Origin of the sequence: Microbispora sp. ZYX-F-249 (assembly GCF_039649665.1) — a bacterium.
GTDB classification, from domain to species: domain Bacteria; phylum Actinomycetota; class Actinomycetes; order Streptosporangiales; family Streptosporangiaceae; genus Microbispora; species Microbispora maris.
In genome coordinates this window covers 107681-119828 of record NZ_JBDJAW010000014.1, presented here as the reverse complement: position 1 = coordinate 119828, position 12148 = coordinate 107681, and the positions used below count along the sequence as shown (strand labels likewise).

Genomic DNA, 12148 nt, shown 5'->3' with positions numbered 1-12148 from the left:
TGTCACCCCCCTTCGGAAGGATCAGCATGAAGTCATCTCCCCGCACGGCCGTGCTCACCCTCGCCGTGCTGCTCGGCGCGGCCGGCTGCGCCAAGTCGGAGACCCCGGCCGCGTCGGGGGCCGGAGCCGCGGCGACCGCGCAGCGGCAGGTGGTGCAGACCCCGGCGGGCTCGGCCGGCCCGACCTGCACGCTGGAGCAGTTCGGCGGCGCGAAGTTCGACCTGAAGACCGCCACGGTCGGCTTCTCCCAGTCGGAGAAGGAGGCCAACCCCTTCCGCATCGCGGAGACCAAGTCCATCAAGGACGAGGCGGCCAAGCTCGGGATCGCCGATCTCAAGGTCACCAACGCGCAGTCGCAGTTCTCCAAGCAGATCACCGACGTGCAGCAGCTCATCGCCCAGGGGGTGAAGCTGCTCGTCATCGCGCCGCTGAACTCCGACGGCTGGGAGCCGGTGCTCCAGCAGGCCGCGGCGAAGAAGATCCCCATCATCACGGTCGACCGCAAGATCAACGCCAAGCCGTGCGGCGACTACCTGACGTTCATCGGCTCGGACTTCTACGAGCAGGGCAAGCGGGCCGCGGACCAGATGATCACCGCGCTCGGCGGCACCGGCAAGGTGGCGATCCTGCTCGGCGCGCCGGGCAACAACGTCACCACCGAGCGCACCGACGGCTTCAAGGACCGGATCAAGGAGAAGGCGCCCGGCATCCAGATCTCCTTCGAGCAGACCGGTGAGTTCGCCAGGGAGAAGGGCCAGCAGGTCACCGAGCAGCTCATCCAGTCCAATCCCGACATCAACGGCATCTACGCCGAGAACGACGAGATGGCGCTGGGCGCGGTGACCGCGCTGAAGGGCGCGGGCAAGGACCCGGGCGCCGTAAAGATCGTCTCGGTTGACGGCACCCGCAGCGCCGTCCAGGCCATCGCCGACGGCTGGCTGCACGCGGTCGTCGAGTCGAACCCCCGGTTCGGGCCGCTCGCCTTCGAGACCGCGCGGAAGTTCCTGGACGGGCAGCCGATCCCGGACAAGGTCATCATCTCCGACCGCGAGTACGACGGTTCCAACGCCGAGGCGTCCCTCGGCGAGGCCTACTGACCCGCGAAGGCCCGCGCGGGCACCCGGTTCCGTACGCGGACACCGGGAGCCCGCGCGCACGCCGCGCGGAGATCCGCGCGAGGAAGGGAAGTCATTGAGCCAGTCGGCCGCACCGGTGCTCGAAGCCAGGCAGATCAGCAAGCGCTTTCCCGGCGTGAGGGCCCTCGACGGTGTGTCCCTCGCCCTCTTCCCCGGCGAGGTGCACGCCCTCGTGGGCGAGAACGGCGCGGGCAAGTCCACGTTGATCAAGGTCTTCACCGGCGTCCACCGCCCCGACGCCGGTGAGCTGATCTACGACGGTTCGCCCGTGGCCTTCGGGACGCCGCTCGACGCGCAGCGCGCCGGGATCTCGACCATCTACCAGGAGGTCAACCTCGTCCCCATGATGAGCGTGGCCCGCAACCTGATGCTCGGCCGCGAGCCGCGCGGCCGCCTGGGCGTCATCGACACCGCCGCGATGTACGGCGAGGCGGAGCGGATCCTCGCGGGCTACGGCGTCGTCACCGACGTGCGCCGCCCGCTGCGCACGCTCGGGATGGGCGCCCAGCAGATGGTCGCCCTGGCCAGGGCCGTGGCGATCGACGCCCGCGTGGTCATCATGGACGAGCCCACCTCGTCGCTGGAGCCGCGCGAGGTCGAGACGCTGTTCTCGGTGATCAGGAGACTCAGGGACGACGGCATCGCGGTCGTCTACGTCAGCCACCGCCTGGACGAGCTGTACGCGGTGTGCGACCGGGTCACCGTGCTGCGCGACGGGCGGGTCGCGCACACGGGCCCGCTCGCCGGGCTCGAACGGCTGAGGCTCATCGCCCTCATGCTGGGCCGCGACCTCGACGAGGTCAGGACCGGCGGCCTGACCAGGTTCTCCCGGGACCGCCACCGGGCCGGTGACGGAAACGGCGCCCCGCCCGCCGTACAGGCCGTGGGCCTGACCCGGCGGCAGGCGCTGCGCGGGGTGGACGTCTCGGTGTGGCCCGGCGAGGTCGTCGGCCTGGGCGGGCTGCTCGGAGCGGGGCGCAGCGAGACCGCCAAGGGCATCGTGGGCGCGCTCCCGCTGGACGCGGGCCGGGTGCTCGTCGCCGGCCTGCCCCTGCGCACCGGCTCGACCACGGCGGCGATCAGGGCCGGGGTCAGCCTGCTGCCCGAGGACCGCAAGGCCGAGGGCATCATCCCGGCGCTGTCGGTCCGGGAGAACATCGCGCTCGCCGCCCTGCCGTCGCTGTCGCGGGCCGGAGTCGTCTCCGACGCGAAGATCGACAAGGTCGTCGAGGTCTTCATGCGCCGGCTCAGGATCAAGGCGGCCTCGCCCCACCAGCCGGTGCAGGAGCTGTCCGGCGGCAACCAGCAGAAGGTGCTGCTCGCGCGGTGGCTCGCCGTCCGGCCGAAGGTCCTGCTGCTGGACGAGCCCACCCGCGGCATCGACGTGGGCGCCAAGGCCGAGGTGCAGGCCCTCGTGGACGAGCTGGCCGAGGAGGGCCTGGGCGTGTTACTGATCTCGTCGGATCTGGAGGAGCTGGTGGAGGGCGCCGACCGGATCCTGGTGCTGCGCGAGGGCGCCGTCGTCGGCGAGCTGTCCGGCGACGACGTCACGGAGGACAAGATCATGGCGTCCATCGCCGAACGAGGAGCGGGGTCCGATGGCTGAAGCGGTCGCACCACCCGGGCGGCGGGTGCTCGCCTGGGCCCAGGAGTACGGCGTCTACGCCGCGGTCGGCGTCCTGCTGCTGTTCAACGTGCTGTTCACCCCCCACTTCCTCGACGTGGCGAACTTCCGCACCCAGCTCGTGCAGGTCGCCCCGATCGTGATCGTGTCGCTCGGCATGGCGCTGGTGATCGGCACGCAGGGCATCGACCTGTCGGTCGGCTCGGTCATGGCGCTGGCCGCCGCGCTCGTCGCGCTCTACCTCGGGTACGGCGCGTGGCCGGCGCTGCTGGTCGCCCTCGCCGGCGGGGCGGTGGCCGGCACCGCGGGCGGCGCGCTGGTCGCCTACGTGGGCGTGCAGCCGATCGTGGCCACGCTCGCGCTGCTGGTCGGCGTCCGGGGCCTGGCCAACGTGCTCGTCCCGCAGCTCGTCGAGTTCCGCAACCCCGACCTGATCGCGCTCGGCAGCAGCTCGCTGTCCGGCGTCCCGGTGATCGTGGTCATCGCGGCCGTGCTGACGCTGCTGATGGCGTTCGTGGTCCGCAGGACGACGTTCGGCAGGCAGGTGGTGGCGATCGGCGGCAACCGCGCGGCCAGCGAGCTGTCCGGGCTGCCCGTCCGCCGGGTGCTGCTGCTGGTCTACGTGATCTCGGGGGTGCTGGCCGCACTCGCCGGGGTGCTCGCGACCGCGCGGCTGCAGGCGAGCGATCCGACCTCGCTCGGCCTGTTCATCGAGCTGTCGGCCATCACGGCGGTCGTGGTGGGCGGCACGCCGCTCAGCGGCGGGCGGATCCGGGTGCTCAGCACGGTCATGGGCGCCCTGCTCATGCAGTTGCTGTCGGCCACCCTCATCAAGCACAACCTGCCGCAGTCGTGGACGCAGATCGTGCAGGCGGTCATCATCCTGGCCGCCGTGTACGCCACCAGGGAGCGAGGAACCCGATGACCCGATCGCCCGGACGTGAGCAGGTGAGCCGCGTCCTCCAGCAGCACGGCGCGCCGATGGTGCTGGCGGCGCTGGTGATCATCGGCAGCCTCGCCTTCGACTCCTTCGCCACCGCGGGCAACGCCGCCAGCGTCCTCGTCTCCTCGTCGTTCACCGCGGTCATCGCCATCGGCATGACCTTCGTGATCATCAGCGGCGGCATCGACCTGTCGGTGGGGTCGCTGTTCGTGTTCGGCGGGGTCCTCGCGGCGTACGGCTCGCAGTACGGGCTGTTCGTCGCGCTGGCGCTGCCGCTCGCCGCGTGCGGGCTGGTGGGGCTCCTCCAGGGGCTGCTCATCGCCAGGACGGGGATGGCGCCGTTCATCGTCACCCTGGCCGGGCTGCTGGGCGTGCGCGGGCTGATGCTGGCGATCTCCGGCGAGGGCGCCACCACCTACCTCGTGGAGGACTCCGCGTTCGCGCGGCTCGGCCAGGGCGGCCTGCTCGGCCTGACCTGGCCGGTCTACATCACCGCGCTCCTGGCGGTGGCCGCCATGGTCCTGCTCCAGCGGACGGCCTTCGGGCAGAACGTCTACGCGGTCGGCGGCAACGAGCAGGGGGCCGCGCTGATGGGCGTGCCGGTCGCACGGACGAAGGTCTACGTCTACCTGATGTCGGGCCTGCTCGCGGGCCTCGCCGGGGTGCTGAACGCGGCCCGGCTCTCCTCCGGCGTCACGATCCTCGGCATCGGCCTGGAACTCGACGTGATCGCCGCGGTGGTGATCGGCGGCACGCTGCTGACCGGGGGAGCGGGGGGCATCACCGGCACCATCGCCGGGGTGCTGCTGCTCGGGGTGATCCAGAGCCTGATCAACCAAGTGGGCAACCTCACGTCGGCCTTCCAGCAGGTCGTCAGCGGCCTGTTCCTCGCCCTGGTCGTGGTCGCCCAGCGGCTGCTCGGCCGCGCCCAGCGCCTCGGCTGACCGCCGGGACCGCGGGGTGGGTCAGGCCGCGGGGCCGCCCAGGCGCACCAGCTCCCGCAGGGTCTCGCCGGGGAGGTCGATGCCGGCGAAGGTCAGGAACCGTCCCATCGGCATCGACGAGGCCATCCGCAGCCCGTCGGCGTCGTGCTCCGCGGGCCGCTCGCTCCTCCCGGAGGTGAGGACCCTGAGGAGAGCCGGCCCGGCGTGCGGATGGGAGAGCCACTCGCCGAGCGTCGAGTCGAGCGACACCACGGGGACGGCGGCGTCGCCGTCGAGGCCGATCGTCGTCTCGGCCACGACGGCCGAGGCGTTCTCGCCGATCTGGATCGTGTAGTCGCCCGGCGCCACCACCCACCGGCCGAGCGTGACGTCGTAGTAGGCGAACGCCCGCCGGCCGAGGGGAAGGGTGACCGTGCGCGACTCGCCGGGGGCGAGCGCGACCTTCGTGAAGGCCCGCAGCTCCCGGGCGGGCCGTCGTACGGGACCCGCGGTGGTCGCGACGTAGACCTGCACGACGTGCTTGCCCGCCCGCCTGCCGGTGTTGGTCACCGTCACGGTGACGGTCGCCGTGTCGTCGCCCGTACGGACGACCCTGAGGCCGCTGGTCGCGAACGTCGTATAGCCGAGCCCGTGGCCGAACGGGTAGCGCACGGGCCGCTCGGCCGTCTCGTGGTAGCGGTAGCCCACCATGACGCCCTCGCCGTAGCGCACGTGCCCGGCCTCGCCGGGGAAGTTGAGGTAGCTCGGCGTGTCCTGCAGCCGGAACGGGATGCTCTCGGCGAGGCGCCCGGAGGGGTTCACGACACCGAAGAGGAGGTCGGCGACGGCGGAGCCGCCCGCCTGGCCGAGCAGCCAGCCTTCGAGGACGGCGTCCACGTCGTCGTGCCAGCCCTCCAGCGAGACGACGCCGCCGTTGGACAGGACGACCACCGTACGGCGGGCCGCGGCGGCGACGGCGCGGATCAGCTCGACCTGGACGGCGGGCAGGTCGATGGTCTCCCGGTCGAACCCCTCGGACTCCTCCCGCTCGCTCAGACCGGCGAAGACGACGGCGACGTCGGCGGCCGCCGCGGCCTCGGCAGCCGCCTCGCGGAGCTCCCGGCCGTCGCCCGTTCCGTCCAGCGAGAACCCCTGGGCGTAGGCGGCGTCCGGGGCGTGGGCGCGGATCGCGTCGAGCGCCGCGTCGACCCGCGTCGCGTTGATGTGGGAGCTGCCGCCGCCCTGGAACCGGGGCCTGACCGCGAACTCGCCGATCACGGCGACGCGGGCGCCCGCCGGGAGGGGGAGCACGTCGTTGTCGTTCTTGAGCAGCACGGCGCACTCGGCGGCGAGCTCACGCGCGAGCGCGTGGTGGGCGTCGGCGTCGAACGCGCCGGACACGCCGCTGTGGCGTGCGGTGAGAGCGGCGACGCGGCGCACGCTCGCGTCCACGACGGCCTCGTCGAGCTCGCCCGCGCGGACGGCCTCAACGACGCGCCGGTCGCCCGCGCCGCCGGTGCCCGGCATCTCCAGATCGAGGCCGGCGGCCAGCGCGGCGACCCGGTCCTGCACGGCGCCCCAGTCGGAGACGACGACGCCGGTGAAGCCCCACTCGCGGCGCAGGACATCGGTGAGCAGCCACCGGTTCTGCGAGGCGTAGACCCCGTTGACGCGGTTGTAGGAGCACATGACGGTGGCGGGCCTGGCCTCGGTGACCACCCGCTCGAACGCGGGGAAGTAGATCTCACGCAGGGTGCGCTCGTCCACGTCGGCGCTGACCCGCATGCGCTCGGTCTCCTGGTTGTTGGCGGCGAAGTGCTTGACCGACGCGCCCGGCCCCTCGGCCTGCAGCGCGGCGACGTGCGCCGCCCCCAGGACGCCCGACAGCAGGGGGTCCTCGGAGTAGTACTCGAAGTTGCGCCCGCACAGCGGCGAGCGCTTGATGTTCACGCCGGGGCCCAGTACGACGGCCACGCCGAGGGCCCGGCCCTCCCGGCCGACCGCCGCGCCGATCCGGGCGGCCACCTCGGGATCCCAGCTCGACCCGACCGCGACGGCGGGCGGGAAGCAGGTGGCGGGCAGGCTGTCGTTGATGCCGAGATGGTCGGAGCCGCCGGCCTCCCGGCGGACGCCGTGCGGCCCGTCGCACAGGGCGATGGAGGGGATCCCCGCCTGATCCAGCGGCTTGGTGGTCCAGAAGTCCCGGCCCGACAGCAGTGCGGCCTTCTGCTCAAGCGTGAGCGCGTCCAGTGCGAGCGCGTCGAGGTCGGTCCGGGCCAACGGGGAGGCTCCTTCCACGGGGGTGCTTCATATCGTCTTACACAGAAGGAGCAGCGGCGCGCTCCGGGCAGGGGAAGCCGCGGGCGGACTGGCAGGCGGACGGCGTGGCCGCCCGCCTGCCGCCCGTCACGGTCAGGAGGCCGGTTCGGGCGTCCGCGCGTGCGTGGTGAGCCGCCGGGCCCGGCCGAGCACGGCGGTGTCGCCGGTCAGCAGGATCTCGGCGCGCAGCGGGCGGTCGGCGGCGGACGGGCCGGCGGTGAGCGCGATCACTCCGGGTTCGACGATCCGGCGCAGGTCGGGGCCGGTGTAGGAGAAGGCGTCGGCCGGCACGTCGAAGACCACCTCGCGGGTCTCGCCGGGCGCGAGCGGCACCCGGGCGAAGCCCACGAGCTGCGCGACGGGACGGGCCACCAGCGCCACCGGGTCGGAGGCGTACAGCTGCACGACCTCCTCCGCCGCCCGGGAACCGGTGTTGGTGACGGTCACCCGCGCCTCGAGCATGCCGTCCGTGGGGCACCGCTCCACGGACGTCGTCAGCGCGTCGTACCGGACCGTCGTGTACGACAGGCCGTGGCCGAAGGGGAAGGCCGGGGTCGGGTCGGACACGGAGATGCCGTCCGTGCGCAGTCCCAGGGGCGGCTGCAGATACGTGGAGGGGTTGACGAACGGGGAGCCGGGGATCTGGACGGGCAGGCGGCCCGAGGGCTCGACCCGGCCGCTGAGCACCCCCGCGATCGCCGCGCCTCCCTCCACGCCCGGCAGGAACGCCTGGAGCGCGGCGGCGGCCCGGCCGGCGTAGGTGCCCACCGCGTACGGCCGGCCGGACACCACGACCAGCACGGTCGGCGTGCCGGCGGCCAGGACCGCCTCGACCAGCTCCGGCTGAACCCCGGGCAGGGCGAGGTGGGCGGCGTCGCAGCCCTCGCCGGAGGTGCCGTTGCCGAACAGCCCGGCCCGGTCGCCGACGAACAGCAGCACGAGGTCGGAGTCCGCGGCCAGCGCGGCGGCCTCGGCGATGCCCGAGGTGTCGTCGCCCGACACGTCCGTGCCCCGCGCGAACCGCAGGTCGGCGGAGGGGAACTCGGCCCGCAGGCCGTCGAGGACGGGGGCGATGGGCAGGCCCATGCCGTGGTCGGGGAAGCGGTCGAGCACGTGGTTGGGGAAGGCGTAGCAGCCGAGCAGGGTCTGCGGGTCGTCGGCGCACGGGCCGACGACCGCGATCCGGGCGGGCGTCCCGGCGGCCAGCGGCAGCACGCCGGCGGCATTGCTGAGCAGCACGACGGACCGCTCGGCGACCGTGCGGGCCAGGTCGCGGTTGCGGGGGCCGTCCAGGTCGACGTCGCCGGCGCCCTCGGGCACGAGCGGCCCGCCGTCCAGCAGGCCCAGCTCGATCTTCTGCACCAGCACCCGGCGGACCGCCTCGTCGACCAGCGACTCCGCCACGTGGCCCGCCCGCACCTGCTCGACCAGGCGCTCGCCGTAGCCGACCGTCTCCGGCAGCTCCACGTCGATGCCCGCGCGCAGCGCGATGGCGCCGGCGTGCGCCTCGTCCTCGGCGACGTGGTGGTTCATGGCGAGGAACGGCACCGCCCAGTAGTCGGCCACGACGGTGCCGTCGAAGCCCCACTGGTCGCGCAGCACGCGCCGCAGCAGGTCGGCGTTGGCGGCGACGGGGACGCCGTCGACGTCGGTGTAGGAGTTCATGACCGACCGGGCGCCGCCCTCGCGGATCGCCGTCTCGAACGGCGGGAGGATGACGTCGGCCATCTCCCGGGGGCCGATGCTGACCGGCGCGTGGTTGCGGCCCGCCCGGGAGGCGGCGTAGCCGGCGAAGTGCTTGAGCGTCGCGATGATCCCGGCCTTCTCGAGGCCGCGCACGTACGCCGCGCCGATCTGGCCGACGACGTAGGGGTCCTCGCCGAGCGTCTCCTCGACCCGGCCCCACCGGTAGTCGCGCACCACGTCGAGGACGGGGGACAGGCCCTGGTGGACGCCGACGGCCCGCAGGTCGTCCCCGATGGCCCGGGCCATCCGCTCCACGAGGGCGGGGTCGAAGGTCGCGGCCCAGGCCAGCGGCGTGGGATAGGCGGTCGCGCCGTACGTTGCGAACCCGGTCAGGCACTCCTCGTGCGCGATCGCGGGGATGCCGAACCGGTTGGCCGCCACCACCTGCTCCTGCAGCGAGCGCAGCCCGGCCGCGCCCTCGGCCGGGCTCACCGGCGCCGTGCCGTACACGCGGGTCAGGTGACCGACTCCGCCGCGGATCCGGTCGTCGAGGTCGGCGCCGTCCTTCATGAACAGGTCCTGCAACGGGGCGACGTTGCCCGACGCCGCCTCGGATCCGGCGGTCGAGATGTCGACCCAGACCGAACCGAGCTGGGCGACCTTCTCCTCCAGCGTCATCTCGGCCAGCAGCGCCTCCACGCGCTCGTCGAGAGGCCGCTCGGCGTCCCGCCAGGGCGCGATGCCCGGCGCGTCTACGAATGTCATGACATCCCTTGCTCGTCGGTCCACCGCGTGGGGCCGGGAGACCGAAAGTTTCCAGATTAGGACCGATAGTTTATGTGGACTCTAGGTCGATGCGCTCGAGCCCGTCAAGGAATCGGACGTGAGATATCCGAAACATTCGGGTGAGTGACCGAAAATGTAGCGCTAAACTGCGGCCATGACGACGACCAGGGAGCCGACACCTCCGGAACGCACCCCCTCCCGGCCGCTGACCATCGCCCAGATCGCCGAGCTGGCGGGGGTGTCCCCCGCGACCGTCTCCAAGGTCGTCAACGGCAGGTCCGAGGTCGCCCCCGAGACCCGCGCCCTGGTCGAGGACCTGATCCGCGCGCACGGATACCGCCGGCAGAAGAAGCGCCCCACGGCGGCGCCCCTGGTCGAACTCGTCTTCCACGAGCTGGAGGGCGCGTACGCGATGGAGGTCATCAAGGGGGTCGAGCAGGTCGCGCGCGAGCACGACCTGGCGGTGGTGGTCTCCGAGCTGCAGGAGCACCAGCCTCCCGCCAGGGGCTGGATCGAGGGCGTCATCGGCCGCCGCCCCTGCGGCGTGATCGTGGTCTTCTCCGGCCTCACCGGGGCCCAGCGCGAGCAGCTCAGGACGCGCGACATCCCCCTGGTGCTGGTCGATCCCACCGGCGACCCCGGGCACGAGCTGCCCTCGGTGGGGGCCGGCAACTGGAGCGGCGGGCTGTCGGCCGCGCGGCACCTGCTGGAGCTGGGGCACCGGCGCATCGCCCTCATCACCGGCCCCGCCCACGCCCTGTCCAGCCGCGCGCGGCTCGACGGGTTCCGCGCGGCGATGGACGCCGCGGGCGTGCCGACGGACCCGGCGCTCGTCCGGCAGGGCGACTTCAGCGTGGAGGACGGCCTCGCGCACGCCCGTTCCCTGCTCGCCATGCCCCGGCCCCCGACCGCCGTGTTCGCCTTCAACGACGCCCAGGCCATGGGCGTGTACCAGGCGGCCCACGAGCTGGGGGTGCGCATCCCGGGCGACCTGAGCGTGGTGGGCTTCGACGACGTGCCGATGGCGCAGTGGCTCATCCCCGCGCTGACCACGGTGCGCCAGCCGCTCACCGAGATGGCCGCCGCCGCCACGACCATGGTCGTCGCCCTCGCGCGCGGGGAGACCCCGCCGCAGAGCCGCCTGGAACTCACCACCAGCCTCGTCGTGCGGGGCAGCACCGCGCCGCTCGCCGCCTGAAGTTTCGGATGGCCGATGGAAATTTCGGCCACGGCCGGACCGCACGGTCGCGAACGGGTCGGCGCGGAACCTTACGGGCGCCCGTGCCCACGACTCCGCGCTCACCGGGCTGGATGCGGCCGTATATCGGCGTTCTCGCCGAAAGTTTCAGCCTCGCGTCCCCGGCCGCCCGCGCCCGGGTAGGAGCGGCCCCCGCCTCCCGCGGGTCGCGCCCATGGCCGGAGTAAAGTACGCGAAATGTTCGATATGCCCAGATCGGTGAGGTAGCGGGTGGCGGGGGTACAGGCAGTCCTGAGGCGCGTCACCCTCGACACCCGCCCGCTGAGCATTCCCGCGTACCGGCGGCTGCTGGTGGGGCAGGGCGTCTCGTTCATCGGCTTCCAGCTCACCTCCGTGGCGGTGAGCGGGCAGGTGTACAGCCTCACCGGCTCGTCCCTGTGGGTGGGCCTGCTCGGGCCCGTCAGCCTCGTCCCGCTGGTCGTCTTCGGCCTGTGGGGCGGCGCGGTCGCCGACGCGGTGGACCGCCGCCGGCTCCTGCTGGCCGGTTCGGTGGTGGCCTGGCTGTCCACCGCCGCCCTGCTGGTGCACGCCTGGTCGGGGATCGGCAGCGTCCACCTCATCCTCGCCGTCATCGCCCTGCAGTCGATCGGCTTCGCCGTGACCTCGGCGACGCGCGGGGCGATCATCCCCCGCATCGTGCCCACCGAGCGGGTCCCCGCGGCCAACACGCTGAACTTCCTCGTCAGCAGCATCGGCACGGTGGTCGGGCCGCTGCTGGCCGGCGTCGTGCTCGCCAAGGGCGGCTACGCCACGGCGTACCTCATCGACGCCGTCCTTTTCGGCGCCGGCTTCTACGCGGCCGTACGGCTGCCGGCGCTGGCGCCCGTCGGCGAGATCTCCCGGCCGGGCCTGAGGTCGGTCGTCGACGGGCTCGCGTACGTGGTGAGCAGGCCCGTCGTGCTCATGTCGTTCGTGGTGGACATCATCGCCATGGCGTTCGCGATGCCGAGGGCGCTGTTTCCGGAGTTGACGGCGGAGCGGTTCGGCGGGTCTCCGGTGGCCTTCGGCTGGCTGTCGGCGAGCATCGCCATCGGCGCGGTCGTCGCCGGGGTGTTCTCCGGCTGGGTCGGCCGGGTGCGCCGGCAGGGGGTGGCGCTCACGCTCGTGATCGCCACGTGGGGCGTCACCGTGGCCGCGGCGGCGCTGGCGCAGCCCCTGTGGCTGGTCGTGGCGCTGCTGGCGATCGGCGGCGCGACCGACCTCGCCTCCGCCGTGTGGCGGCAGACGATCCTGCAGACCTACGCGCCCGACGAGATGCGCGGGCGCCTGCAGGGGGTGTTCATGGTCGTCGTCGCGGGCGGGCCCCGCCTGGGCGACCTGCGGGCGGGCGCCACCGCGGACGCCTTCGGGCTCGTGCCCTCCTGGGCGGGCGGCGGCCTGGTGTGCGCCGTGCTCGTCCTGGTGGCCGGCTTCGCCGTGCCCGCCTTCCGCCGGTACGACGCCCTCGCGAGCCGCCCGGACTCCCGCTGAGCG

At 73.2% G+C, this 12148-nt stretch carries 8 protein-coding genes; 6 read left to right on the top strand and 2 right to left on the bottom strand.

The genetic code is table 11. The annotated features are described in order from the left end of the window. The first annotated feature begins 26 nt into the window (after positions 1-26). The 4 genes from AAH991_RS18670 to AAH991_RS18655 all read left to right on the top strand — a co-directional run bounded on the left by AAH991_RS18670 (position 27) and on the right by AAH991_RS18655 (position 4647). A complete protein-coding gene (locus AAH991_RS18670) occupies positions 27-1097 on the top strand; it encodes an ABC transporter substrate-binding protein (protein ID WP_346227124.1) in 1071 nt (356 codons plus the stop codon). 94 nt (positions 1098-1191) lie between these two features. Continuing rightward, on the top strand, positions 1192-2742 hold the full coding sequence (locus AAH991_RS18665) for a sugar ABC transporter ATP-binding protein (protein WP_346227123.1): 1551 nt from the start codon (positions 1192-1194) through the stop codon (positions 2740-2742). After that, complete coding sequence (locus AAH991_RS18660) at positions 2735-3685, top strand: ABC transporter permease (protein ID WP_346227122.1); 951 nt, start codon at positions 2735-2737, stop codon at positions 3683-3685. The genes AAH991_RS18665 and AAH991_RS18660 overlap by 8 nt, the downstream gene beginning before the upstream one ends. Continuing rightward, complete coding sequence (locus AAH991_RS18655; protein WP_346227121.1) at positions 3682-4647, top strand: ABC transporter permease; 966 nt, start codon at positions 3682-3684, stop codon at positions 4645-4647. Before AAH991_RS18660 ends, AAH991_RS18655 begins: the two co-directional genes overlap by 4 nt. 21 nt (positions 4648-4668) lie before the next feature. Here the strand turns inward: AAH991_RS18655 and AAH991_RS18650 are convergent, their stop codons facing one another. Together AAH991_RS18650 and AAH991_RS18645 are read right to left on the bottom strand one after the other, a co-directional pair. After that, positions 4669-6906, bottom strand: coding sequence for a glycoside hydrolase family 3 C-terminal domain-containing protein (locus tag AAH991_RS18650; protein ID WP_346227120.1), 2238 nt, complete (start codon positions 6904-6906; stop codon positions 4669-4671). A 132-nt stretch (positions 6907-7038) separates the two neighbouring features. Beyond that, a complete protein-coding gene (locus AAH991_RS18645) occupies positions 7039-9396 on the bottom strand; it encodes a beta-xylosidase/alpha-l-arabinosidase (RefSeq protein WP_346227119.1) in 2358 nt (785 codons plus the stop codon). 175 nt (positions 9397-9571) lie between these two features. On the opposite strand from AAH991_RS18645, the gene AAH991_RS18640 reads away from it, so the two are divergent. Both AAH991_RS18640 and AAH991_RS18635 read left to right on the top strand, forming a co-directional pair. Beyond that, positions 9572-10615, top strand: coding sequence for a LacI family DNA-binding transcriptional regulator (locus tag AAH991_RS18640; RefSeq protein WP_346227118.1), 1044 nt, complete (start codon positions 9572-9574; stop codon positions 10613-10615). A gap of 270 nt (positions 10616-10885) precedes the next feature. Beyond that, positions 10886-12145, top strand: coding sequence for an MFS transporter (locus tag AAH991_RS18635; RefSeq protein WP_346227117.1), 1260 nt, complete (start codon positions 10886-10888; stop codon positions 12143-12145). Positions 12146-12148 lie beyond the last annotated feature (3 nt).